We start from the raw sequence: 23974 nt of genomic DNA, 5'->3' as shown, positions 1-23974 counted from the left end.
TACATTTCCCCTCCTCCTGTTTTTTCCTTTTTTTGAGAGACGTTCTTCGAATTTATTCATATAAAAAACGAGCTGCCCATATCGGACAAGCTCGTCTCTTTTTGGTTCAACATAATTAAAGCCGGAACAATCGGCGCGCATTCTCAGTCGTTATCTGCGCCATCTCTTCATAGGACATCTCGCGAATGTTGGCCATCTCCTCGCATACATAGCGAACGTAGCCGGATTCATTGCGCTTTCCGCGGAAAGGATGAGGCGTCAGGTAGGGACAGTCGGTCTCGATCAGCAGTCGGTCCAGCGGCACTTTGGCTGCTACTTCTTTGGGCTGTCTGGCGTTTTTGAACGTAAGCGGCCCGCCAAACGAGATGTAGAAATTCATATCCAAAGCCAGCTTGGCTGTCTCCCAGCTTCCGGAGAAGCAGTGCATGATCCCACCCACTTCGGCGGCCTTCTCTTCCTTCAGGATCTGGATGACATCCTGGTGCGCGTCCCGATTGTGGATGATGATCGGCATATTCAGCTTGCGAGCCAACCGGATCTGCTTGCGGAACACCTCAGCCTGCACATCCTTCGGTGAAGTGTCCCAGTAGTAATCCAGTCCCATCTCCCCGAGACCGACCACTTTGGGATGGCGGCTCAGCTCCTCCAGCCATTCGAGATGCTCATCGGTCATGTCTTTGGCATCCTGGGGGTGCCAGCCCACGACCGCGTAGATGAAATCATACTGCTCGACGAGCTGCAGGCAGGTGGGAATGGTCTCGGCATTAAACCCGATGTTGACGATGGTACTGACGCCATTTTCCCGGGCGCGAGCGATAACCTCATCGCGATCTGCGTCAAACTCCGGGGCGTTGAGGTGCGCGTGCGTTTCGAATAACAACTCTGCGTCCTCCTTTTTCCTATTTCACAATCGCGCCGTTCGGCATGCTTGGATCGACGGTTGCCAGCGTCAGTTGATCACCGGCAGAAGCGGCCAAAATCATGCCTTGGGACAGTTCCCCACGCAATTTTACCGGTTTCAGGTTGGCTACGAGAATCACTTTTTTCCCTACCATCTCTTCCGGTGTGTAGTATTTGGCAATCCCGGAGACGACCTGACGTTTTTCATAACCCAAATTCAACTGAAGGATCAAAAGCTTGTCAGCATTCGGGTGTTTCGCGCACTCGACCACCTGTGCGACGCGAAGCTCTACTTTTCCAAAGTCATCAATGCCGATTTCTTCTTTGCTGTCAGCCGGTTTTTCTGCTGCTTCCGCTTTTGCTGCAGCTTCATTTTTCGTTTCGTTCACGGATGCTTCTCCTTTCAGCGCCTCTTGCTTCTTCTTGTTTTCCTCGGCCTGACGGCGGGCTTCGGCAGTAGAATCATCAATAAAAGCCAGCTCCGCTTCTACATCAAGACGCGGGAAGAGCAGCTCTTTGCGATTGACCTGGCTGCCTGCAGGCAGTCCGCCCCATACCCCGGCAGACTCCCAGGTGTAGGTTTCCGGTCTGTCCAGGATGCCCAGCTGATCCCAGATTTTTGCCGGGGTCTTGGTCATGAATGGCTGAATGAGAATCGAAGAGATACGGATGCTCTCCATCAGGTTGTACATGACGGTAGCGAGACGGCCTTTGGTCTCCTCGGACTTCGCCAGATTCCACGGCATGGTCTCATCAATGTATTTGTTCGTGCGACCGACCAGCTCCCAGATGTGGGCAAGCGCGTTGCTGAAACGCATCTCGTCCAGATGCTCCTCCACGAGAGCCTTCGTCTTGGTGGCCAGCTCGATCAGGCTGTCGTCCGGCTCCCCTTTGTCGGCTGGAGCAGGCACAGCGCCGTCGAAATATTTTTCAATCATGGTTGTCGTACGGCTGAGCAGATTGCCGATGTCATTGGCCAAATCGTAGTTCAGGCGCTGGATAAAGCTCTCTGGTGTAAATACACCGTCCTGACCGAATTGAATCTCGCGAAGCAGGAAGTACCGCACACTGTCTGAGCCATAGCGGTCGATCAGCAGTTTCGGATCGATCACATTTCCTTTTGATTTGGACATTTTGCCGTCCGGCATCAGCAGCCAGCCGTGGCCAAATACTTTTTTCGGCAGCGGCAAATCAAGCGCCATCAACAGGATCGGCCAGTAGATGGTATGGAAGCGGAGAATATCTTTACCCACGAGATGGACGTCTGCCGGCCAGTAGCGCTGATATTTGCTGTCATCTTCGGACAGATAGCCCAGTGCCGTAATATAGTTGGCCAGCGCGTCAATCCAGACGTAGATCACATGCCCCGGATCGCTGGGAACCTTGACCCCCCAGTCAAACGTGCTGCGGGAGACACTCAAGTCCTGAAGGCCCGGCTTGAGGAAATTATTGATCATCTCGTTGCGGCGGGTTTCTGGCTGGATAAACTCAGGGTTGGCCTCAATATGCTGCAGCAGTCTATCCTGGTATTTGGAGAGACGGAAGAAATAGTTTTGCTCTTTTACTTTCTTGACTTCGCGTCCACAGTCCGGGCAAAAATACCCTTTGTCCGTTTTGCATTGCGTTTCTGTCCAGAAGGCTTCATCCGGGACACAATAGTAGCCCTCGTATTCACCCAAATAGATATCTCCCTGGTCGAGAAGACGCTGAAAAATCTTTTGCACAATCACTTTGTGGCGCGGCTGGGTCGTGCGGATAAAATCGTCGTAGGAGATATCGAGTTTCTCCCACAGATCGCGAATCCAGTCGACCACCGGATCGATGAATTCGAGCGGCTGTTTGCCGTCTTCTGCAGCTCTCTCCTGCAATTTCTGCCCGTGCTCGTCGGTTCCCGTCAGGTAGAAAACGTCATAGCCGCGCAATCTTTTGTAGCGAGCCATGGTATCCGCTGCAATCGTCGTATAAGCGTTTCCGATGTGCAGCTTGTTGCTGGGGTAATAAATCGGCGTTGTAATGTAATAAGTCGGCTTCAAAACAAGTAACCTCCTCTGAAAAAAATTAGAAAACTTGGCTACGCCGAATTTGGCGTGGCCTTAGTTGCACTTATACTTTCGTCCTCTACCGCGTTAGCGAAAAAACTTTCTGAAAGTATAAAAAACCCGCCCCGGATTGGGACGAGTTTTATTCTCGTGGTACCACCCAAATACTCCGCCTTCTCACGAACGGCGGACTTGGAGAGTCATCCTGACTCCACCTGTAACGCAGGTTTGCGTCACGAACTACTTGCGAGCCTTGGCTGCTGTTCATTCGTGAAACTCAGGGGCCATCTTCAGCTTGGTTGCTTATACCGGCTCACACCTACCCCGGCTCTCTGTGATAAGAAAAGCAAGCCTACTCTTCCCGTCATGGTCGATCTTCAGTATTTATTGAGTGTCCTTACCTACTATTGTACACAATAGGGTTTGTTTGTAAACCTTTCCTTTCCCCTTGATCAAGGTACCCGACGGAGAATACATGATGCAAAAAATTTGTCGATGAGGTACGAAAACGCACATTTTGTCGAATGAAATTGATTTATTCGACATGAAATGACTAAATCGACAACGAAAACTTCCAGTTACTTTTTTCCATTCCCAACTCATATGAATTTATTTACATATGTAGTTACTGCTAGTGTATTGATTTTCACTGTTAAAAACAAATTGCGCTTCAAGGAAATGTAAAATTCATGTTGACACCTTTGGGAATCGCTGGTATGATGAAAACACCGGAAATTGTCGAATATTGACGATTAAATATCCGATTCAAAGAATAAACGACATTTTGAAACATCTGAGGGGAGAGACTGTACATGATGAAATCTACAGGTATTGTTAGAAAAGTGGACGAGCTGGGTCGTGTCGTAATTCCGATTGAATTGCGCCGTACACTGGGTATCGCTGAGAAGGATGCGTTGGAAATTTACGTGGACGGAGAGCGCATCATCCTGAAAAAGTACGAGCCTGCTTGTATCTTCTGTGGAAACGCTGATCGTGTATCTCACTTTAAAGGCAAAATCGTTTGCCATGACTGTCTTTCCGAAATGCCTGTAGGCAAACGCTAATCCGACAAAACGATCATGACCGTTTTCCCCTCATCGGGGGACAAAAGTGTGGACCGTAAACGGTCACATCCCATTTTGTGAAAAACGTTAGGATGTTTCAATCCCTCAAATGGGAGGGGACATTTTTCACAGCAAAAAAGAGGCTGGTTCCTGAACCGGCCTCTTTTTGCTGTTTATTGCTGTGGAAATTCGCGGTGGTACTCGTTGTACACATCCCGCTTCGATACCCCTCTGTCATCTGCAGCAAGTTTGATCGCTTCTTTCTTGCTGTACCCCTGGTCACAATATCTGTCGACATGTTCGACCACGGTTACCTGCATCCACCACTGCTCTTCATCGGGGTTCTTTTCAGCTGATTGGCTGTATCCCTCAACGATCAGGCAGTATTCGCCGCGCGGTTCGGTTTCTTGGACGTGCTCAGCAAGCTCGTCCAGCGTTCCACGGGCAAATTCCTCGTATCGCTTGGTCAGCTCCCGTGCCAAAACAGCGCGCCTGTCTCCCCATTCCTCCCGCATCGCTTCCAACGTTTTCACAATCCGATGGGGAGCTTCATAAAAGATCAGCGTTTCCGGATAGTACCGCAGGCGCTCCAGCTCTTTTCGGCGATCCTTGTTCTCTCTCGGCAAAAAACCGCAAAAGACAAACCGTTCTGTCGGCAAGCCCGAGGCGATCAGGGCGGTCAACGCTGCGTTCGCTCCTGGTACGGGTATAACCGCAAATCCGGCGGCCACCGCATCCCGGACCAAATCCGCTCCCGGATCGGAAATCGCCGGCAATCCTGCGTCGCTGACCAGCGCAATCTTTTTGCCCTCTTCCAGCCATTGAAGCAGCCCGCTCCCACTCGCCTCTTTATTATGCTCGTGATAGCTGACTGTCCGCTTGTCGATTTGAAAGTGATTCAGCAGCTTTCGCGTCTGTCTTGTATCCTCACAGGCGATCACGTCCACAGAACGGAGTGTTTCCAGACAACGAACGGAGATGTCATCCAGATTGCCGATTGGCGTCGCTACCAGGTACAGCACACCCGTATTTTCACCTACAAAACTTCGCTGGATGTTCATTCACATCGTCCTTTCTCCTGAAAGATCAACCCTTCTTTTTGATCGCGAGACAGCCGTTTGATCGCTTCCTCTCGTCGCAATCCCCAGGAACGGTCTGTTCCTTCTTCTATATACATCAGCTCCACAGGACCGCGTCCTCTGGTATATTTTGCTCCCTTTCCCTCGTTATGCTCACGGATTCTTCTTTCCATCTCGGTCGTATACCCGGTGTAGTACGTTCCATCCGCGCAACGCAGTATATAGACAAAGTGGCTTTTATGAGAGGGAATCTCGTCTGCCAAAATAGATCTCCTGAAGTTCTGCACAGTATTCCTCCCCGTTTTCATAGACAATCAGCGGGGGCTGGATGCGAAGCTCCGGTCTGCCGTTTCGTATCCCTTCGATCAGGACCATATTGGGCTCTGCATCACGTCTGGGATAAACCAGACGCATCCGCTTTGGTTCGATCCCGTATGTGCGCATCATGGTTACAATATCGATCAGACGAGAGGAGCGATGCACCAAAGCAAGCTTGCCGCCATTTTTAAGCAGCTGGCTCCCCACCCGAATGACATCGTCCAACGAGAGCAGGATTTCGTGACGGGCAATCGCAAAATGCTCACTGAGATTTTGTTCTCCGCTGTTGGCTGGCATGTACGGCGGATTGCACGTAATCAAGTCGAATTTGCCATAGCCAAATTGCTGAACCGCTTCCTTTACATCTCCCAGATGCATGGTGACACGATGCTGCAATTGGTTCAACTGCACATTGCGGCTGGCCATGTCATGCAGCCGCGGCTGAATTTCCATGCCCTCAAATACGGCTTCGGGAGAACGTGTTGTCATGATCAGCGGGATCGCCCCGTTTCCTGTACAGAAATCCAGTACTCTGCCGCGCTTCGGAACGGAAGCAAACCGGGCCAGAAGCACCGCATCCATCGAGAAACAAAAGACTTCGTGGCTTTGAATGATTTTCATCTCGTGAGTCAACAGGTCATCGATCCGCTCCGACTCGTAGAGCGGGATATTTTTCTCCAAATCCATGCGACGTTTCTTACTCCTTTACCCTGTAAAGCTCGGCCAGATATTCATCTAAGTCTGAAAAAGCGACCTGACAAAATATCCAGGTCGCTTGGGTTCCTTCATTATGATACATCGAGGCTGCTTCGCCTATTTCTGCACGCCGCTGAGGAATGAGAGGCAGAACAAGCAGTCCCCTTCCTTTCGCAAACTGCCAAAATGCACATTGCAGATATGAAAGCCTTCCGCGTAGAGACGCGCCAGATTATCATATCCTTCCCCGACTACTTTTTTCTTGGCGTCATCTGCTTTGACCTGCTCCGACCGTTTTTGCTTCGGTGGGGTTGTGGTCGTCTTTTTGTCCAGTCGGTTGCGAAGGTGCTGGTTTTCAACGAGTAATTGGGCGTTCTCCTCCATCAAGACCACGATGACGTCCTTTAACTCACCAATTTCTTGATACAGTTCGCCGATTCGTTCCTCAATACTAGCCATCTTGACGAAGATTTCCCGTTTGTCCACTTGCTCACCTCATCCCCGCTCCCTGTTCTTTGTCTATCTATTGCTCGAACGCAGATTGGCCCGTGACCACTTCGTCCAGCGTAAATTCCATGATCCGACTGTTGTCGGAGAGCTCAACCTGCATCGAATGATCCAAAATATTCAAGGAGACCACGCGTCCCTTGCCCATCGGCGTCGTCACGACAGTGCCGATGTCCGGCATTTCATCACGGGTGCTCTCATAATTATCATTCTCATATTTCAGACAGCACATCAGACGTCCGCACAGTCCGGAGATCTTTGCCGGGTTCAGAGACAGATTCTGATCTTTTGCCATCTTGATCGACACCGGTTCAAAATCGCCCAGGAATGTCGAGCAGCAGAGAAGGCGGCCACAGGGGCCGATTCCGCCCAACATTTTGGCTTCGTCCCGCACGCCGATCTGCCGCAGTTCAATCCGGGTACGGAAAACCGAGGCCAAATCCTTGACCAGCTCACGGAAGTCTACCCGTCCATCAGCTGTAAAATAGAAAATGATTTTATTTCTGTCAAATGTGTATTCGACATCAACCAGCTTCATTTCCAGCTTGTGTTCCTTAATTTTGGTCTGGCATACGGCGAAGGCATTTTTGGCAGCCTGTTTGTTTTCGTCCACCTGCTTGGCATCCTTGTCATCTGCCATTCGGATTACTTTTTTCAATGGCAGAACGACGTCAGAATCATCAACCTGCTTGCGGCCGATGACAACTTTGCCGTATTCCACCCCTCTTGCAGTCTCGACAATAACGGAAGAATCCCGCTCGATTGGCAACTGATCAGGGTCAAAATAATATATTTTGCCCGCTTTTTTAAAACGGACACCTACAACCTCGTACAAGGTTATCCCTCCTGGATTTGAAGAACCAACCGCTCAAGGGCCAACTGTGGGTTGGCATTTCGCTCTATCCGATTTTTTGTTTCCATGACCAGATCGATCCCGCGCAAGAGCTCAGCTTTTGTCCATAACAAGGCTTGTCCTTGCAGCACATCCTGTTGGTCACTATTGATGAGATGGGCATGTCTGTCTACTTGCACATACAGGATATCGCGTAGCCAAAGGATGAGCAAATCCAAGAAGAGGGGCAGTTCCTCCTTTATTTTGTCGCTCTTTTGAAGCATATCGTGAATGGTATAGAGTACAGAAGAGTTGTGTTGCTTACATTCCTGCACCAATTGTATCATTAGATTTCTTAGCTGTGCAAACCATTCTGCTTGGCTAAGTACACGAGCTTCTTCCAGATTTGACGTTATGTGGGACACTACCCTCGCCGCCCCGCCCGGGATGCCTTCCTCCCCCAATTTTCGGGCGATCACTTCGGGAGAAAGCGGGGAGAAATGGATGATCTGACAACGGGACAAAATGGTCGGCAGCATCGCGTGACTATTCTCGGTCAAAAGCAGCGCGACCACTCCCGCTGGCGGTTCCTCCAGAAATTTCAGCAGGCTGTTGGCAGCCTGGGTCGTCATCTTGTCGACGTGTTCGATGATGTATACCTTATGAAAAGATTCAACCGCGCGCATCGCCATTTCTTTCTGCAGATTGCGGATTTGGTCGATCTTGATAGATGCGCCATCCGGAGAGATGACCAAGACGTCCGGGTGATTTCCGGCGTCAATGCGTCTGCATGTGATACAGGCCCCGCAGGCATCCGCTTCTTTTTCGGTACAAAAGAGGGACTTCGCCAGATGCAGGGCCACCTGTTTTTTCCCTGCGCCTCTCGGGCCGGCAAACAAGTAAGCGTGTGCCAGCCGATCGTTGCGCAGACTATGATAGAGCAGCTCAACCACACGGGGCTGCTGTGATATTGTTGTCCATGACATGGCTTTCACCTAAACAGTTTATTGACTCACTGTGTTGCCAACTTCGGTACGGCTGATCCTCGCAGCAGAAGCGTTGCTGCGGCGAGGTCAAAACGAGTGAAACTGTTGAACATCCAAAACAAAAACGGCTGCGCCCCCGACCTGGACTTCCAGTGGATAGGGCATGAATGAGTCAACGGCATTACTCAAAGGTGAGACCGGGGTGACCATCTGTTTTCGGGATTTGCAGTTTTGTTGAATGATTTCAATGACATCGGGCAAATTTTCGTCATTCGTACCAATCAAGAAAGTCGTATTGCCCGCGCGCAAAAAGCTTCCCGTACTGGCCAACTTAGTAGCCCGGTAACCTTTTTTCACCAACTGCTGTGACAGACGACCACTGTCTTTGTCCTGAACGACAGCAACCACCATTTTCATACGGCACTCACCCTTTCCGCGTAGTTTTTCAAAAGGATTGTTTGGCACAAACTCGAAACCCTGTCTCCCTACCATTATATGAGGGGAAGGCTGACAGTGTAACGATATTCTTCTTATCCATAGTATACAGCATGTACCGGTCAGTTCGGTACTCAAACCTGTAAACGAGCTTCCAATTGTGCCAAAGCATCCGCGAAAACCTCATCCGCCGGTTTTTCTGCGTCGATGATCTGGAATCGATCAGCAAAGCGTTCGATGACAAGCCGATAGCCTTCCCGCACTTTTTCGTGGAAATCCAGGGCTTCCAGATCCAGCCGGTTGATCTCTCTGTCTTTTGTGGCATTGATCCGAGCCAGTCCGACCTCAGGGCGTACGTCAAAATAGAGGGTCAAATCAGGCATGCAATTCTCTACCGCGAACTGATTGATCGCAAACACCTCATCGATGCCAATCCCGCGTGCATAGCCCTGGTAGGCCAGACTGCTGTCGATAAACCGGTCGCACAGCACCAGCTTGCCCCCTTCGAGTGCGGGCAGCACCTTTTCCGCCAAATGCTGCCGGCGTGCAGCAGCGTACAGGAGGGCTTCCGTCCGTTTGTCCATCTTTATGTGTTCGGGATTAAGAATAATCTCACGGATTTTCTCTGCGATTTCGATTCCGCCCGGCTCCCTCGTCAGCAGCACGTCCCATCCCTTGTTTTGTAATGCTTCATAAAGGCGGGTCACTACCGTCGATTTCCCGGCTCCATCCGCTCCTTCAACCGTAATGAATCGACCCGTTTTTCTCGTTGTCACAACATTTTGCTCCTTCCAAAATTCAGATCCCATGCGCGTTGGCCTGCATCCGCTTTGTTTGGCCGCAGCTTTTTAACGGACGACCAGAATCGTCTGCAGACCGGCGTCGTCCACACCCTGAAACCTGACCCGGCTCTTCCGCAGTTCTTTTAACAGCTCCAAAAGTGAGGCATCCATGCGCTCTCCCGGTGTCAACAAGGGTATGCCTGGCGGGTAGGGAATGATCATCTCCCCCGCGATTCGCCCCAGGGCTTGTTCCAACGGGATACGGATCAGCTCCGCTTCCATCGCTTCATGGATCGGCATGGCCTGCTCGCGCAAAAAGCTGGAGGAGACCATCCCCGGTTGAACCAAGCGCTGAAACGGGCGCTGCGGCTGACAAGGAGCCGACTCCAGCGTCAAAATCAACTGATGAATGTCTTCCGCCCGCGTCCCTGAGGATGCGGCCAGCAATACATGGCCCACATCGGCCAACTCCGGGTAAATGCCCGCATCCTCCAGCATCTGCTGCAATCCAAAGCCATCCATGTCACGGGTTCGCAGTGTCAGCATCAGCTTGAGCGGGTCCATCGACGTGTAGACGCTGCCAGAGCCTGAACCGACCAACTCCAACCACGACAGCGCAGCGACACTCTCCCGCAGCTTTGCCAACAGAGGAAAGAGCTCGTCCCATTCCTCTGCTGCCTCCAGAACCAAGTGACGTCTTGCCAAATCCAGCGATGCCATCAGCAGGTAGGAGGGGCTGGATGATTGCAGCATGGCCAGACACCGGGCCAGTCTTTCCCGGTTGATGCGATTCCCCTGGATATGAAGCATGGACGACATCGTCAAGGCTGTCGTCATTTTATGGGTAGATTGTACCGCTGCGTCCACCCCGCTCTGCATCGCCGATGGGGGAAATGCTGAGTGAAAGCCGTAATGAGAGCCATGAGCCTCATCCACCAGCAGCGGCACATCATAACGATGAACTGTGGCTGCCATTTTTGCCAGATCGATACCCATCCCATAATAAGTCGGATTGGTAAGGAAAACCGCTTTGGCATCCGGATGGGCCTGCAAAGCTCGCTCCACATCCTCCCTGCGCAAGCCAACAGCCACTCCGCTATCGGGATCGACAGCGGGCACGATGTAGACGGGGTTTGCTCTAGCCAGCATCATCCCGTGGAAAACCGATTTATGGCAATTGCGCTGCACCAGAATTTTATCACCCGGGCGGCATACGGCCATGATCAACGCCATGTTTCCAACGGTGCTTCCCCCGATGAGAAAGCGCGTCTCTTCCGCCCCGAATGCTTCTGCCGCCAGCTCCTGTGCTTCTGCAATCACCTCTGCGGGATCGTGCAAATCATCCATCCCGGAAATTTCCGTCAGGTCCAGCTCCAAAACACTGCCAAACCGGGCTGAACCGCCGGTATCAAAGCTGTGCCCCATTTTATGACCGGGCACATGAAACGGATGCGGATGCGCGGCCGCGTGCCTTTCCAATTTTTCGTACAAGGGAGCACGCCGCTGCCTCTCCCGATAGCCAGGGCTCTTATCCCGCACGAGCTTCACGTCCTTTTTTTCAGCTTTGTTCATTGTAGCATGATTGAAGGACGGAAGTCTGCCCAAATGGAAAAAGGCACTGGACGTTGGCCAATGCCTTTTGTGAACGTAATTACGCGTCTTTTGTGAGCCATATGCGTCTCATCTGATGGATAAAAAATGGATATTTTGCATCTTGTACGTCAGTCTGCACCATTTCTTGTTCGCAATGATGGCAGATAAACTGCTCACAGATCGCGATCCCGTCCAACCGTTCTTCCTCACAGACGATGCATCGCTGAGCAATTCTTTCCATTTTAAACGCCTGCCCTTTTCCTCAATCTACCAACCATTATACCCCATTATAATCGGTTCCATTCCCAAACGTTCGTGTTTTCGCCGATCGTTCGGTAGAGGATCTGGCAGGATTCTGCTTCTGTTACCGGAAAGCATGAACAAGCATCGAGGATGAGGGGCTGATTCATCCCCTGAATCAGCTCCGGCAGTCGAATCTCCTGGATTACTGGATCGGCTGTGCCGATCACCAGCAAGTCAGAGTGAGCCAAGGCAGTGCGCCAATTATCGTAGACCGCCCAAGCCCGGCGCGAAGAAAAATCATCTGTTACGGCCTCCCCGGGAGAAAACAGCCGCGTTTCCATGCCCTGTAACTCTCCCCTGGGGAATCCCTCCCAAAAAGAAGCCCTTCCCCATAGCGTAATCCGCTGTATCTCTGCTTTTTCCCGAATGTGCCGAAGCTGACGAGTGATCCAGCGATACACCGGCCCGTGCCGCTTCCTGTCGGTGTACAGCCAGCTTTGGCCAATCCGTTTATCCATACCAAGTGCGCGGGCAACCACCTGCGACCGTGATCCGCTTTTGTCACACTGCTCACTCATGCGCAGAAAAAAACGCTCCTTCCACGCCAAATAAAGCGGGAGCTGACGGACAGCCTCGTCCACCTCGCACCTGCGGGTAACAAATGAAACAAAGCCATGTCTGGCTAGCTGCCTGCTCAGCCGCCGCAGCCAGATCCCGCCTTCCTCCCCGCCAAGCAGAGCTCTTTCTTTGTCAGCAAAACAAAAAAGGCGAACGACTTCCCATTCCGGATAGGTCGCTGCCAGAGCATCAGCCGTACCATTGGGGATGCGATTTCCATAGACGAGCAGCAAGCGGGGCTCCCCTCCCGCCTCACCGCTCAGATTTCCAGTTAGCAGCTCCCCATCCGAGTAATCGGTCAACACTAATCCTGCTGCATCCCACGCTTCTCCACTATTCTCTCTGGCGGTAAGAACCTGAAAGCCCAGCTCAGCCAGTTCGCCAGCTAGCGAGTCGGATGGCATCGTTCCATTAGCGCCTCTGAGGATGGTCTTGCTCTGTGGTAACAATCTGGCTCCGCCCCCTTTTTCACCTTTGCTGCATGAAGCTGTTTGTCCTTGTTATGATTCCGGATGAAAGGAAGTCAATCCGTCTTCCTCAACATGGAAGGCTATGACATAATAGATAGAGATGATGGAAAAGCGTGGTGTCACTGACGTGAACTCTTCTTTGTTTGTAAAACAGCTTGGAGAAGGCAGCCGTACGTTGGTATTTCTACCCGGCATTACAGGCACGCACCGGTACTGGGAAGAGCGTGTTGCCAATCTGGCGGAAAGAAAGCGGCTCCTGCTGGTCGACCCGCTCGGGTTTGGTCAATCGGAAAAGCCCCTCGATGCGATCTACTCGGTCGACCGACATGTGGAGGAGCTTCGACGCGCATTGGCTTCAGAGCCGCCCTTTACGCTGGTCGGCCACTCGATGGGCGCCATTTTGGCAGTCGCCTACGCAGCAAGGTATCCCGAACAGGTCGATCGCTTGCATTTGCTCAGTCTTCCTTGTTTTGACAATAGAGCGGACGCGGCGGCAGCTATGGGATTTCCTTACGGCCTGCTTTATACGAACCGATTCCTGGCCATTGCCGGTTGCATTGCCGGAAGAAAACTGTTTGGCCGTTTTTTGACTAAAATTCCCGCTTTCTTACAGCTTTATCCCCGAGAAGTATTGGAGGATGTCACCACTCACCATTGGCAATCTTTCTCCTCCTCTTTGGAAGAGGTTATTTTCAACCATGATGTAAAAAAGGATTTACGCCGCCTCCCGAAAACACTCTCGGTGTCGTTCGTGCACGGAGACGCGGATCAGGTGGCTCCTCTCGAGCCTGTCCGTGTTGCCTGCAAAGAGCGTCCTGAATGGATGCTTCACGTGCTTCGCGGCGGCGATCACCATCCATTGCTGCGTGACCCGGATTGGTGCCTCGCTCCTTTATTCTCATCTTGAGCTCGAATGGACGTGACGTATGAAGAATCAAACCATCTACAGCTATAAACTGGTGCGTCGGTTCCGCTGGCGGTTTGCCGGAATCTTTCTGCAGTTTCTGCTATTTGCTTTGTTTGTGACCGCTTCTGCCCGCTGGCTAGCGATTCCGATCCCCTCGTTGATCGTCTCTTTGGCTGTATGGCCAGGCATCGCTTTGCTGCATCTCTGTCTGTTTCGTCTGTACGTGTTTCTGCGCGGTCACGCACCCCAGACGACCCCCGACATGCTGTTCTCCCCGTGGTGGGGAGCCGGCTTCAGGCTGCCTGTCCCGCTAGCCGCCTATCGCGGCGCAGAATCGACCGTCCTCGGGGGCAGTTTATTTCTGGCAGCAGCCCTGTACGTCTGGTTGCCCTCCCCCTATGGACTTACTCTTTTGGCCGGAACGATCATCACAGGCATCCCGCGGCTTTTCGCCCTTTTGCTCTCGTTTCGTCTGCCCAAACAATGCCGGGTCAAGTATGAGAACCGCAGTGTCGCCTTTCTCCTGACAGATGGGTAAGGCTTATAGGAGCCACATTTTGATGATGATCAGGGCAGCCAGCCCAGGCAGGCGGAGCAAACCCGTCACAAGAGCCGTAACCGGATTGATGGGAATGTGAAAGTCAGCCAGATCGCCAATCAGATTGGCGAAAAACAGTAATACCGCGCCAATCACCAGTTGCATCGCACCCAGTCCAATCCAGCGAATCGGCTTCCACGCTGATTTGCTGGCCGCGATTACCACTAACAACCCCGCCACGAGCAAGGCGATGATCCACCCTGAGGTCATGGTCACTCCTCCTATGCTTGTTGATAGGCCTGCTCCCTTTTGACATGCGAAAGCAGGTACATGTAGCGCTTTTCGGTAAGCTGCAGATAGTAAATGGCATTATCCAATCGGTTGTCAGGCTCGCTCAGTTCCATCAAATGGCGAGCTTGCTGCCAATCGAGGCGCGCTCTGTCGACGGCTGCCTCGAGAACCCCCTTAGTCCAACTGACTGTCGGTTTGGGTTGTCTCCATATGCCCATGTTTCCTTCCCCCTATTGGAAGTAATAAAGCACTCCGGCCATGTTGTTGAGCGCATGCAAAAGAACCGCTCCCCAAATCGATTGAAAACGATATCGCAAAAAACCCAAACACAGACCCATGACAAACAGCGGAGCAAATAAAGCAACATCCACATGCATCAGGGCAAACCAAAGACTGCTGAGCAATATGCCGATCAAAGCGCCGAGTCGATTCACCAGGTAGGTTTGCACCACACCTCGGAACAACAGCTCTTCCGCTATGGGAACCAGTCCGCCGATCACGAAGAGGGCGGCTAAAATGGATAAGGGATTCCCGTCTTTAGCTTGGACAATTTCCTGTTCGATCAGTTTTTCCCGATCAGAATCCAGCGCGAGTCCCAGCCAGTTGGCAAACGGTTTGGTCACCGCAGCATCCAGCAGAAGCATCACGGCCAAAAACAGCACAATCAAAATCACGATCATGACTCCCAGATTCCGCGGCCGGCTCACCCCGATCTCCCGCAAGCGACCTCGCATCAACACAGGCACCAGAATCAGGATAAAAAGCTGATAGGAGGCCGACTCCAGAAAACTTCCCAGAGTGCCCGCTGGAAATAAGGTAGAGGGCAGGAAGAGTCCGTACATTAGCAGCGTGCATGTCTGAAACAGATGCAGCCATGCCACCACGTGCAGGACATCCGAGCCCGTCACTTCTGTCGGAGCCCACAGCCAATCCTGCTTTCCTCGACTTCGTACAGTCTGCACCACATAACCAATCGAGATCAGGAAACTAAGGCCACTTACACATAAAATGGATAGTACCAACCACTGTGCAGGTTCCTCTGCCGTAGTAGCCACCCATAATCCGTCCGTTCCTTGCTCCAACCGAATCATGAAAAACTCCGCGGCAAACATCAACCAATAGCCTGCAAACAAGAGAGCAGCCCAACTTTTTGCGTGATCTGGCTGGGTTCTTCCCGAGAGCAGCAGCCCCGGTCCATTCAGCATTGTCTCACTCTCCCCGTTACACTTTATGTCTCGTCCCATCAAAAAAGTCGTTCATTCGAAAAAAAAAGACAGGCTTGCCTGTCTTTTCCGGTGTCTCCCGGCCCCTTTATAGTTCGCGGCGTCCTTCCAATGCCTTGGTCAGAGTGACCTCGTCCGCGTATTCTAAATCCCCGCCCACTGGAAGTCCGTGAGCGATCCGGGTCACCCGAATCCCAAACGGCTTGATCAGTCGGGAGATATACATGGCTGTTGCTTCCCCTTCGATGTTGGGGTTTGTCGCCAGAATTACTTCCTTTACCTGTTCATCGCTCAGTCGCTTTAACAGGTCGGGAATTTTGATATCCTCCGGTCCAATCCCCTCGATCGGAGAAATCGCGCCGTGCAGGACATGGTAATACCCTTCGAATTCGCGGGTTTTTTCCATCGCCACTACATCCTTGGGCTCTTGCACAACACAGATAACAGAGCCGTCCCGCCGTTTGTCACGGCAGATATGGCAGGGGTCCACATCCGTAATATTGTTGCACACGGAACAGTAATGGAGCTGGCGTTTGGCATTGACCAGCGCCTTGGCCAGATCCAGTACATCATCCTCTTTCATATTCAATACATAAAACGCCAGCCGTCCTGCCGTTTTTGGACCAATTCCCGGCAGTTTCATAAAACCCTCAATCAATTTTGAGACCGGTTCGGGATAAAACATCGCTTTCTACTCCTTCAATAGGCCTGACTTGTGCGACTAGAACAATCCCGGAATGTTCATCCCTCCGGTAAAGCGTCCCATTTCCTTGCCGACCAGCTCATCTACCTTGCGAAGCGCATCGTTAACCGCAGTCAAAACCAGATCCTGCAGCATTTCGACATCCTCCGCGTCCACCACTTCGGGCTTGATCGCAATTTCAATAATTTCTTTGTGGCCGTTTGCTTTTACCGTAACCGCACCGCCGCCAGCGGAGCTTTCCACTACTTTTTCTTTCAATCCTTCTTGGGCTTTTTGCATTTCTTCCTGCATTTTCTTAACCTGACGCATCATTTGCTGCATGTTTTTCACGTGGGTGTCCTCCTTAAAGAATGTATGGGATGTGCTACTTTATTCCTTCACTTCCACAAGACCTTCGCCGACCAGTTTGATCGCTTCGGCCACAAACGGATCCTGTTCCTCCTGCTTCTGGGCATCTCCCTGCGCAGCTTGCTGATAGACGGACTGCCACTCCTCCTCCATCACTGACAGGAGCTGCAGCGGTCTGCCAACGACGCCGAGAATCGCCCGTTCAATCACGTTTTTCAGTTCAGGTTCCATCGTCTTGTCGCAGTGGATCGGGCTTGTAAAGGTCACAACGACAGAATCACTGCCGACTGCTGCTGGTTGCCCATTGACCAACCAGGCTTGATACTGAATCTTGACCTTTTTCACATCGGCCAAAATCTGGCTCCATTGTCCGCGGACCTGACGGCTCAAAGCCTCATTTACAGCCATCGCCGCTTCCCGGACCCGATTCATTGGCGTTCGCGACCCGCCGCCTGCAGCTGCAACCGGCCGGCGAGCTTCCTGTTTCCGTGGCTCTTCCGCTTGGGCTTGCCCGGACTGAAGACCTTGGCCCTGGGCTAGCTGCGCAAGTCTTTCCTCCAGTTGGCGGATGCGATTTGCCAAACCAGCCAGGTCCTCGCCGCTCGCTGTGTTAGATACCGCTGCCGACTGGGTCGCGCCCTGCTGAGGACTCTGCCCCGGCAGTTGGCATAATTTCACCAGCGTCAACTCCACCAGCACCCGGGCGTACGTCGACCACTTCAGTTGGGCCAGGGATTGGTTGCACACTTCAATCGCACTGTATAGATGCGGGATTTCATATAGCTGTGCTACTTGGGCAAACTGGTCGTCAATCATCGTCCGCTCCACGATTTCTTCCAGATGGGGAGCGGTTTTCAGAAGCAGCATATCTCGATAGTAGTAGAGAAAATCATGCAAAAACTGCTCGGGGTCTTTCCCCTGGACCATCACTTTGTCAAACTGTTCCATGACCTGGGCCACGTCCCGGTTGGCGACAGAGCGGGCCAGGGTAGAAAAATACCCTTGGGATACCGTCCCCGTGATCTGCATGATATCAGCGGCCGTTATCTTCTCGTTGCTATAGCTGATCGCCTGGTCGAGCAAGCTCAATGCATCCCGCATGCCGCCTTCTGCCATCTTGGCAACGAGTGTCAGTGCTTGCTCCTCCACGGAAACCTGTTGTGACTCACAGATGTAGGAGAGCCGTCTGACCATCTCGCGCAGTGAGATCCGGTGGAAATCAAAGCGCTGGCAGCGGGAGATAATCGTCGCCGGCAGCTTGTGGGGTTCTGTTGTTGCCAAAATAAAGATGACGTGGGAAGGAGGCTCCTCCAGCGTTTTCAGCAAGGCGTTAAACGCTTCCGTCGTCAGCATATGCACTTCGTCAATAATGTAAACCTTGTATTTGACATCGCTTGGGGCAAATTTCACCTTGTCACGGATGTCCCGAATTTCTTCCACGCCCCGGTTGGATGCTGCGTCAATTTCCAGTACATCGGTCACAGAGCCATCGGTGATAGCCTTGCAGGTAGCGCACTGGTTGCACGGCTCGCCATCCTGCGGCTGCTCGCAGTTTACAGCTTTGGCCATAATCTTGGCTGCACTGGTTTTACCCGTGCCTCGGGGACCGTTGAACAAATAAGCGTGAGACAGTCTTTGCTCCCGCAAGGCATTGCGCAGAGTGACGGTCACATGCTCTTGTCCTACCACGTCTTGAAAGGTTTGCGGTCGGTATACGCGATACAGCGCGGTGTAAGCCATGTTTTAAGTGACACTCCAATCTGCAAAGTCCTTGTCCGAATCTCATCTATTATACAACATCCGTTTGTGTTCGTACAAAGAAAACGCCCCGTGATGCACGCGGGACGCGGTTTTTTGCGGTTTTGTTTACAAGTAGGGCAAGAGGATGTGAAAGGTAGTTCCGTATCCTTTCGAGGACAAGCGTATCTGCCCGCCGATATCGTGGATAATCTTTTGGCAAACGGACAGTCCCAGCCCTGTTCCCTCTTCCTTTGTTGTGAAAAATGGATCAAATATTTTGTCAACAATATACAGGGGAATTCCGGGGCCTGTGTCTCTGATATCAATGCTCACCTTGTCACCGTCGGGATCTATGTGATGGGAGATATTCAGGGTACCCTGCTCCCCCATGGCCTCAATGCCGTTTTTGCATATATTGATAAATACCTGCTTCAGCAGTTCATTATCCCCAACCACGAGTGGCAGGTTTCCCCGCGAGGAAAACTGGACATCAATTCCGTATAACAGCGCCTGCGATTCCACAATCGGCAGGATTTCTTCAAAAACGATATTAAGATCCACGATGGCGTATTGAACATCACGCGGTTTGCTCAATAACAAAAACTCACTGACCAGCGAATTAATCCGGTTGATTTCCGTCAGCATGATCTCGGTATAAGTCCGTTCCCGATCCATCCCATTTTCACTGAAGGATTGTAAAAACATCTGTAAAAACCCTTTGATAGAAGTGAGAGGATTGCGGATTTCATGGGCGGTACCTGCCGCAATTTGACCAATCATGGCCAAGCGTTCATTGCGCTCGATTTTCTGCTCAAAGGAACGAAAGTTGGAGATGTCCTTAAAGAGAAAATAGGCGCCCACCGTCTTGCCGCTGTCATCCTGAAGCGTGCTTGCATCGACGATCAATTCATAGCGCTGGTTGTCATTGGTCCAGGATGTGGCCATATTGTACAGCTTGACCCCGTCCAAAAGCTCGCGTTTGAGCAACCGATGATCTTCCGGAATGCCGGCAAACACCTGGTCGACATGCTTGTTGATGACGTCAACACGGTTCATGCCAAGCAGTTTACAGGCCATGTGACTGACTTCGACAATCAGCCCTTGCTCGTCCAGAACAAACAGTCCCAGGCTGCTGTCGCTAGTCAGCTTGTCTACCAGTCGCTGGGACAGATTTCCCTGAGTCTCCTTGTCCAGTTGAAACAGGTGAACGAAATACACGGGTTGCTCTCCCTGCTGGACCATGATCATCGCCGGGGTTTTTCCCGTCCTGCCCTGGCAATCCCGCCAATCCACTTCCATCGGCTGGTCTGGTCCCCGATGCATGAGCTCCTCATACAATTGTTTGATCGTGCCGGGATAAGGCAAGAGGTGTTGAAAGGACTGATTGACCAACTCTTCATACCGATAGCCCGTGACTCGCAACAGCTTTTCATTCACTTCAACGATAGTTCCCGCTTGGTCTACCAGGAAAATGGCAGTTGGCATCTGTTGCGCAAACTGTTTCAATCGATTGGACGAGCCGACGAGATGTAATGCCAGTGATCCTCCCACAGCTTGTCCCTCCTGACCTTCGCGTTTTACAAGCGTTTGCATTCCCCTAACAAATTCGTCGAAAAAATGGTAATAACCTGCTGATATAGCCATTTTTTACTGGAAATGTTTTCGCTAGAGATCGTCAGAAAACAACAAAAGTAGTCAAACCGACACGAATCGTTCGTGATTATACGTCTGAACCAACCGTAAGTACTGCCACTAGCAGTCTTAAGAGGCGGCATTTGTTTCAAAATGTCAAAAAACGGTATGATCCACGTGGATTCATACCGTTTGCTTTTCGTTATATGTACCGTGCACCTATCTTCGATCAAGCCCATCCAAGCGTTACTTATGGCTGCAGCTCAGAACAGGCTACCCTGCGGCACACGTGATGATCCACTTATGGCTGCTTCCTTCCGGACCTGACCAGGTTCATGGGTTCACGTTGCACAGGACCCGCTCCTCAACACCGCCACCATAAGGCAGCCTCACATGAGAAGACCTCTGATAGGAATTCAACCCTGCTATTGCGGATTGCAGGTTACAGGGCACCGCAACCTCCCCGTCTAGCACGGTAATGATAGCATACCAGAGATAAACCTTGATCGCAAGGTAAAAACCCATCCAAAGGAGGGAAACTCCTCCTTATGATTGAGCGGCCATCGGCACCTCGCCTTTTCTTTGATCCATCTGTTGCAGCAGCAAGTGACAGGCTCCAGATCGAAAGGCTTCGCAAAATACACGCACGATCTCAGGATCAAACTGTGTGCCCGAGCATCGAAGGATTTCGGCGTGAGCTGCTTCCAGCGTCATGGCGTTTCGATACGAACGAGTCGAGGTCATCGCATCAAACGTGTCGGCGACAGCCAGTATTCGGCCCATCAGCGGAATGTCCGTACCCGACAGTCTGTCCGGATACCCTCTGCCATCCCAGCGTTCATGATGATGGCGGACGCCGGGACTTACGTGTGAAAGACTGATGATCTGGTTCACGATATTGGCACCGATCGAGGCGTGAAGCTTGATCAGTTCATACTCTTCATTTGTCAGCTTTCCTTCTTTCAGCAGCACGCGATCGGGAATTGCTACTTTCCCGATATCATGCATCAGTCCGGCATACCGCAGATCATCACGGGTAAACCCGACTTTTTCACTGGTATTCATATGATCGTAAATCATTAGGGCGTATTCGGTTACCCGCTCACTGTGTCCGGCCGTGTAGGGATCTTTCATCTCCACCGCCAGATAGAAGCTGCGCACAATCTGATCCAGCCCCGTTTGCATATAATCCCGCTCCCGCTTGATCAGCGCTTGAAGCTGAGAAGCCATCCGGTTGAATTTTTCCTCCAGCTGGGCAATTTCAGCCATCCGATGCTTCTTGACCCTTATGGAAAAATTTCCCTGCTGCAGAGCTTCTGTGGCTTCGATCAAGGATCGTATCGGTGCATCAAACCACTGGGCGATCTTCCGGGCGACGATTGCCGCAAACAATATGACCAGGATCGTTACAACGAGCAAATTCCTCTTCAATGGCGAAAGGTCCCTGTTTATTTTACTCTCCGGCAGCAACTCTACATATGTCATGCCTGTCTCGGGTGAGCGATAGTGAAATAGATACATGCTTTCTTTCCCATCTGAATACAGCGCCACTTCCTTGCCCTGATTATTATGGACGAACGTCAGGAGATTCGCCGTGTTTTGTGCACTCGCCTTGTCCGGTGAGAGCAACATGTTGTCAGGAGAAAAGATAAAAAGCGTGGTCGGAGAGGCTTGGTTACCCAATTGCAGCCACCTTTCTACCTGATCCGCCCCCCACTCAGACACCAGTACCCCAGGTGAATGCCCGTTCGCTTGATGGAGGCGGCGGGCAAGCAGCCAGCCCCCGTCTTGGTTCTCCGGAACGCCACTGTCCTTGAGATAGAGGGAGAGTTGATGGTCCAGGTGAAGCAGGTGCTCCCTGATATTTGCAGTGTACTGCCCTAGCAGCGCCGTCTCGGCTGCTTTGTAATTGATCAGACTAACAAGCAATATGGGGATAAGGCAAAGGAAAAGCAAAGCTGCAAATATTCGATCTTTCACTTTTGTAAACATCTGCCTCCCCTTTTCGGCCCGTTTTTATCTGGTTTCTCATAAAAAGTCGAATCTATCCGATTGTTCCAGATTCAGGTGACACTTCAATACCTTCCACATCTGGGGCGGCGGTAAACCTATTTTTTGGGGATTTGCCAGAATTCTCGCTACATCACTTTCCGTACATAGACAAAAGGCACCATTCGTATTATCCTAGCGAGGGATAACTTGATGGTAAGGGGTTACATGCTGATGCGATACATACTGCTTGTCTTCTTGGGTGCTTGCAGCTACGGAATCCTGTCCACGATTGTCAAACTGGCCTATGGCCAAGGATATTCACCAAGTGAAGTGGTAGGCGGGCAGATGTTTTTCGGATTTTTGCTTACGTGGATTCCCGCGCTGTTCACCCTGCGTCAAAAGCCTTCTCCAAAACGTCTCCTGCTGCTGCTGGCGGTCGGCCTTCCTGTTGGCTCTACCGGATTGCTCTATTACAACTCCCTGCAACACATACCGGCCTCGATCGCGATCGTTCTGCTATTTCAGTTTACCTGGATGAGCGTCTTGCTGGAGACGATTTTGACACGTAAAAAGCCCTCCAAAGCCACTCTCTGCTCGCTGATCCTACTGTTTGGCGGTACTCTTTTGGCGGGGGGTGTCATCGACAAAGGAATCGGTTCGTTTACGCTGACCGGCGTTGCCTTTGGTCTGGCTGCTGCCGTCTCGTATACCTTGTTTATCTTTTTTAGCGGAAAAGCGGCACCGGAAGTCAATTCCTGGCTGCGTACGTCCTTGATGTCTACAGGCTCGATGCTCCTGGTGTTTCTTGTCTATCCGCCATCCTTTCTGACAAGCGGCGTACTGTTCGACGGCCTGTTTGGCTACGTTTTTCCGCTTGCCCTGTTTGGTGTGTTTGTCCCAACCCTTTGTTTTACCTTTGGTGTCCCGCATACGGGTCCGGCGATGGCAGGCATTCTGGGGGCGGCCGAGCTGCCAATGGCAGTCTTTTCCTCCTACATCATCCTGCAGGAATCAGTCAGCCTGCTTCAATGGATCGGCGTGGTGATTATTCTGGTTGGGATCGTACTGCCGGAATGGGCTCGTCAAAGAGGCAACAAAAAAGCTCCCGCACCCCTGGCGTAAAGGCGCAGGCGCGGGAGTTTTTCATGGGGTTTCTCCCCTGTGGTCAGAAAGCTCTGTCACGTAAATTCCGGTCAGCATCAGCAGGACTCCGATGACAACCAGCGCGGTCAGCGGTTCTCCCCACAATAGCCAGGAAAAGAGAAAGGCAAACACCGCTTCCAAAGAAAGCAGAATGCTCACGTGAACGGGCGGTGAGAATTGCTGTGCCTTGATTTGTACAACGTAGGCCAACAGCGTCCCCAACAGGCAGTCGAACCAGAAAGCAAACCAGCCGTACCCGCTGAGATTGCGGGGAATCGGCTCAGAAAAGGCCGCGATCACGGTATCGATAACTCCCACCACCAGCAATTGAATCATCACAAAAGAAAGCGTATCAATGTCCCCGTGCTTTTCATAAACCCTGTCCACCATCAGGATATGCAGGGCAAAAAAGAGGGCACAAAGAAAAACAAGCAGATCCCCATATGTTAACCCGCCCCAGTCACCCTCTCCCGATAAGCACAGGATCCCGATAAATGCGAGCAGACTACCCAGTATCGCCCCTCTTTTGACCGGCAATCTTCTCCAGAGAAAATAGAGGAAGGGTACCAAAATCACATTTGTTCCGGTAATGACGCCGGCTTTTCCCGGAGTCGTCTGATCGATTCCGAGAATTTGCAGGGTATACGCTGCGCACAGTGCGATCCCGCAAAGGATTCCTTGCAGCCATGCCTGACGACTGACGTATTTCAGCCGTTTCCATACAAACGGCAGCAGGATAGCCGAAGCGATCAGGAAGCGCGACCCGGTAAAAGCAAACGGGGTTAACTCCGTCAGCAGATCCTTTGACAGGATAAAGGTATAGCCCCAAGCTAAAGCAATCAAAAATAAGGACAGGTCGGCCCAAAGAAGTTGTTTTTTTGTAGGCACACGATCA

Annotated in this window: 25 protein-coding genes, 1 other RNA gene, 1 pseudogene and 1 other annotated feature; of the genes and pseudogenes, 4 read left to right on the top strand and 23 right to left on the bottom strand. The window is 51.6% G+C overall.

All coding sequences use genetic code 11. The features are described from left to right. Positions 1-115: 115 nt before the first annotated feature. Positions 116-880 carry a TatD family hydrolase gene (locus NDK47_RS00600; protein WP_251872977.1) on the bottom strand — a complete coding sequence of 255 codons (765 nt, stop codon included), beginning with the start codon at positions 878-880 and terminating at the stop codon, positions 116-118. Between the two features lie 19 nt (positions 881-899). Next, positions 900-2933, bottom strand: a complete 2034-nt coding sequence (gene metG / locus NDK47_RS00595) for a methionine--tRNA ligase (RefSeq protein ID WP_251872976.1) — start codon at positions 2931-2933, stop codon at positions 900-902. Between the two features lie 134 nt (positions 2934-3067). Then, positions 3068-3316, bottom strand: a binding site (T-box leader). A 435-nt stretch (positions 3317-3751) separates the two neighbouring features. Between metG and NDK47_RS00590 the strand changes: the two genes are divergently transcribed. Beyond that, positions 3752-4003, top strand: coding sequence for an AbrB/MazE/SpoVT family DNA-binding domain-containing protein (locus NDK47_RS00590; RefSeq protein WP_251872975.1), 252 nt, complete (start codon positions 3752-3754; stop codon positions 4001-4003). Between the two features lie 173 nt (positions 4004-4176). Here NDK47_RS00590 and rsmI read toward each other — a convergent pair whose 3' ends face one another. The 11 genes from rsmI to NDK47_RS00535 all read right to left on the bottom strand — a co-directional run bounded on the left by rsmI (position 4177) and on the right by NDK47_RS00535 (position 12541). Then, on the bottom strand, positions 4177-5064 hold the full coding sequence (gene rsmI / locus NDK47_RS00585) for a 16S rRNA (cytidine(1402)-2'-O)-methyltransferase (protein ID WP_251872974.1): 888 nt from the start codon (positions 5062-5064) through the stop codon (positions 4177-4179). After that, positions 5061-5345, bottom strand: coding sequence for a GIY-YIG nuclease family protein (locus tag NDK47_RS00580; protein ID WP_251872973.1), 285 nt, complete (start codon positions 5343-5345; stop codon positions 5061-5063). The genes rsmI and NDK47_RS00580 overlap by 4 nt, the downstream gene beginning before the upstream one ends. Next, positions 5320-6087 (bottom strand): tRNA1(Val) (adenine(37)-N6)-methyltransferase, encoded by a 768-nt coding sequence (locus tag NDK47_RS00575; protein ID WP_251872972.1) that lies wholly within the window; start codon positions 6085-6087, stop codon positions 5320-5322. Before NDK47_RS00575 ends, NDK47_RS00580 begins: the two co-directional genes overlap by 26 nt. Before the next feature lie 126 nt (positions 6088-6213). Next, positions 6214-6582, bottom strand: coding sequence for a DNA replication initiation control protein YabA (gene yabA / locus NDK47_RS00570; RefSeq protein WP_251872971.1), 369 nt, complete (start codon positions 6580-6582; stop codon positions 6214-6216). Positions 6583-6619: 37 nt separating this feature from the next. Then, positions 6620-7438 (bottom strand): PSP1 domain-containing protein, encoded by an 819-nt coding sequence (locus tag NDK47_RS00565; RefSeq protein WP_251872970.1) that lies wholly within the window; start codon positions 7436-7438, stop codon positions 6620-6622. 2 nt (positions 7439-7440) lie between these two features. Then, a complete protein-coding gene (gene holB / locus NDK47_RS00560) occupies positions 7441-8421 on the bottom strand; it encodes a DNA polymerase III subunit delta' (RefSeq protein ID WP_251872969.1) in 981 nt (326 codons plus the stop codon). Positions 8422-8508: 87 nt separating this feature from the next. After that, entirely contained in the window at positions 8509-8838 is a 330-nt protein-coding gene (locus tag NDK47_RS00555; protein WP_251872968.1) for a cyclic di-AMP receptor DarA, read from the bottom strand. Between the two features lie 152 nt (positions 8839-8990). After that, on the bottom strand, positions 8991-9632 hold the full coding sequence (tmk, locus tag NDK47_RS00550) for a dTMP kinase (protein WP_251872967.1): 642 nt from the start codon (positions 9630-9632) through the stop codon (positions 8991-8993). Positions 9633-9704: 72 nt separating this feature from the next. After that, complete coding sequence (locus tag NDK47_RS00545) at positions 9705-11177, bottom strand: aminotransferase class I/II-fold pyridoxal phosphate-dependent enzyme (RefSeq protein WP_407653375.1); 1473 nt, start codon at positions 11175-11177, stop codon at positions 9705-9707. 112 nt (positions 11178-11289) lie between these two features. Continuing rightward, a complete protein-coding gene (locus tag NDK47_RS00540; RefSeq protein ID WP_251872965.1) occupies positions 11290-11472 on the bottom strand; it encodes a sigma factor G inhibitor Gin in 183 nt (60 codons plus the stop codon). Between the two features lie 46 nt (positions 11473-11518). Further along, on the bottom strand, positions 11519-12541 hold the full coding sequence (locus tag NDK47_RS00535) for a Rossmann-fold NAD(P)-binding domain-containing protein (protein WP_251872964.1): 1023 nt from the start codon (positions 12539-12541) through the stop codon (positions 11519-11521). A 148-nt stretch (positions 12542-12689) separates the two neighbouring features. On the opposite strand from NDK47_RS00535, the gene NDK47_RS00530 reads away from it, so the two are divergent. Both NDK47_RS00530 and NDK47_RS00525 read left to right on the top strand, forming a co-directional pair. Further along, entirely contained in the window at positions 12690-13469 is a 780-nt protein-coding gene (locus tag NDK47_RS00530; protein WP_251872963.1) for an alpha/beta fold hydrolase, read from the top strand. 19 nt (positions 13470-13488) lie between these two features. Beyond that, the gene (locus tag NDK47_RS00525; RefSeq protein WP_251872962.1) at positions 13489-14007 is read left to right on the top strand and encodes a hypothetical protein; all 519 of its coding nucleotides are present in this window, start codon (positions 13489-13491) and stop codon (positions 14005-14007) included. Positions 14008-14010: 3 nt separating this feature from the next. Here NDK47_RS00525 and NDK47_RS00520 read toward each other — a convergent pair whose 3' ends face one another. The 9 genes and pseudogenes from NDK47_RS00520 to NDK47_RS00480 form a co-directional block, all read right to left on the bottom strand. Next, positions 14011-14277, bottom strand: coding sequence for a pro-sigmaK processing inhibitor BofA family protein (locus NDK47_RS00520; RefSeq protein WP_251872961.1), 267 nt, complete (start codon positions 14275-14277; stop codon positions 14011-14013). 11 nt (positions 14278-14288) lie between these two features. Beyond that, the gene (locus NDK47_RS00515; protein ID WP_251872960.1) at positions 14289-14516 is read right to left on the bottom strand and encodes a DUF2508 family protein; all 228 of its coding nucleotides are present in this window, start codon (positions 14514-14516) and stop codon (positions 14289-14291) included. 12 nt (positions 14517-14528) lie between these two features. Further along, complete coding sequence (locus NDK47_RS00510) at positions 14529-15503, bottom strand: CPBP family intramembrane glutamic endopeptidase (protein WP_251872959.1); 975 nt, start codon at positions 15501-15503, stop codon at positions 14529-14531. A gap of 106 nt (positions 15504-15609) precedes the next feature. Beyond that, the gene (recR, locus tag NDK47_RS00505) at positions 15610-16206 is read right to left on the bottom strand and encodes a recombination mediator RecR (RefSeq protein ID WP_251872958.1); all 597 of its coding nucleotides are present in this window, start codon (positions 16204-16206) and stop codon (positions 15610-15612) included. A gap of 36 nt (positions 16207-16242) precedes the next feature. Then, positions 16243-16557 (bottom strand): annotated as a pseudogene (locus NDK47_RS00500) (YbaB/EbfC family nucleoid-associated protein); the annotation flags it as partial. Between the two features lie 36 nt (positions 16558-16593). Further along, positions 16594-18312 (bottom strand): DNA polymerase III subunit gamma/tau, encoded by a 1719-nt coding sequence (gene dnaX, locus NDK47_RS00495; RefSeq protein ID WP_251872956.1) that lies wholly within the window; start codon positions 18310-18312, stop codon positions 16594-16596. 126 nt (positions 18313-18438) lie between these two features. After that, complete coding sequence (locus NDK47_RS00490) at positions 18439-19863, bottom strand: PAS domain-containing sensor histidine kinase (protein ID WP_407653374.1); 1425 nt, start codon at positions 19861-19863, stop codon at positions 18439-18441. Positions 19864-20155: 292 nt separating this feature from the next. Next, positions 20156-20420, bottom strand: an RNA gene (gene ffs / locus NDK47_RS00485) — signal recognition particle sRNA large type. Between the two features lie 70 nt (positions 20421-20490). Continuing rightward, positions 20491-21936: an HD domain-containing phosphohydrolase gene (locus NDK47_RS00480; RefSeq protein ID WP_251872954.1), complete on the bottom strand. Its 1446-nt coding sequence runs from the start codon at positions 21934-21936 to the stop codon at positions 20491-20493. A 231-nt stretch (positions 21937-22167) separates the two neighbouring features. Between NDK47_RS00480 and NDK47_RS00475 the strand changes: the two genes are divergently transcribed. Next, positions 22168-23058 (top strand): EamA family transporter, encoded by an 891-nt coding sequence (locus tag NDK47_RS00475; protein WP_251872953.1) that lies wholly within the window; start codon positions 22168-22170, stop codon positions 23056-23058. Between the two features lie 21 nt (positions 23059-23079). Here the strand turns inward: NDK47_RS00475 and NDK47_RS00470 are convergent, their stop codons facing one another. Next, positions 23080-23967 (bottom strand): DMT family transporter, encoded by an 888-nt coding sequence (locus tag NDK47_RS00470; RefSeq protein ID WP_251872952.1) that lies wholly within the window; start codon positions 23965-23967, stop codon positions 23080-23082. Positions 23968-23974: the final 7 nt, after the last annotated feature.

Origin of the sequence: Brevibacillus ruminantium (assembly GCF_023746555.1) — a bacterium.
GTDB classification, from domain to species: Bacteria; Bacillota; Bacilli; order Brevibacillales; family Brevibacillaceae; genus Brevibacillus; species Brevibacillus ruminantium.
Note: the sequence above shows the minus strand (reverse complement) of the source record. Positions and strands in the feature narration are given on the sequence as shown.

What these genes read in the sequence shown, in the direction of transcription:
- NDK47_RS00510 (WP_251872959.1), bottom strand. Translation starts at nt 15,503, where the DNA reads ATGCTGAATGGACCGGGGCTGCTGCTCTCGGGAAGAACCCAGCCAGAT.
- recR (WP_251872958.1), bottom strand. Translation starts at nt 16,206, where the DNA reads ATGTTTTATCCCGAACCGGTCTCAAAATTGATTGAGGGTTTTATGAAA.
- NDK47_RS00480 (WP_251872954.1), bottom strand. Translation starts at nt 21,936, where the DNA reads ATGTTTACAAAAGTGAAAGATCGAATATTTGCAGCTTTGCTTTTCCTT.
- NDK47_RS00590 (WP_251872975.1), top strand. Translation starts at nt 3,752, where the DNA reads ATGATGAAATCTACAGGTATTGTTAGAAAAGTGGACGAGCTGGGTCGT.
- NDK47_RS00555 (WP_251872968.1), bottom strand. Translation starts at nt 8,838, where the DNA reads ATGAAAATGGTGGTTGCTGTCGTTCAGGACAAAGACAGTGGTCGTCTG.
- NDK47_RS00475 (WP_251872953.1), top strand. Translation starts at nt 22,168, where the DNA reads ATGCGATACATACTGCTTGTCTTCTTGGGTGCTTGCAGCTACGGAATC.
- NDK47_RS00525 (WP_251872962.1), top strand. Translation starts at nt 13,489, where the DNA reads ATGAAGAATCAAACCATCTACAGCTATAAACTGGTGCGTCGGTTCCGC.
- rsmI (WP_251872974.1), bottom strand. Translation starts at nt 5,064, where the DNA reads ATGAACATCCAGCGAAGTTTTGTAGGTGAAAATACGGGTGTGCTGTAC.
- NDK47_RS00540 (WP_251872965.1), bottom strand. Translation starts at nt 11,472, where the DNA reads ATGGAAAGAATTGCTCAGCGATGCATCGTCTGTGAGGAAGAACGGTTG.
- NDK47_RS00520 (WP_251872961.1), bottom strand. Translation starts at nt 14,277, where the DNA reads ATGACCTCAGGGTGGATCATCGCCTTGCTCGTGGCGGGGTTGTTAGTG.
- dnaX (WP_251872956.1), bottom strand. Translation starts at nt 18,312, where the DNA reads ATGGCTTACACCGCGCTGTATCGCGTATACCGACCGCAAACCTTTCAA.
- holB (WP_251872969.1), bottom strand. Translation starts at nt 8,421, where the DNA reads ATGTCATGGACAACAATATCACAGCAGCCCCGTGTGGTTGAGCTGCTC.
- NDK47_RS00575 (WP_251872972.1), bottom strand. Translation starts at nt 6,087, where the DNA reads ATGGATTTGGAGAAAAATATCCCGCTCTACGAGTCGGAGCGGATCGAT.
- NDK47_RS00515 (WP_251872960.1), bottom strand. Translation starts at nt 14,516, where the DNA reads ATGGGCATATGGAGACAACCCAAACCGACAGTCAGTTGGACTAAGGGG.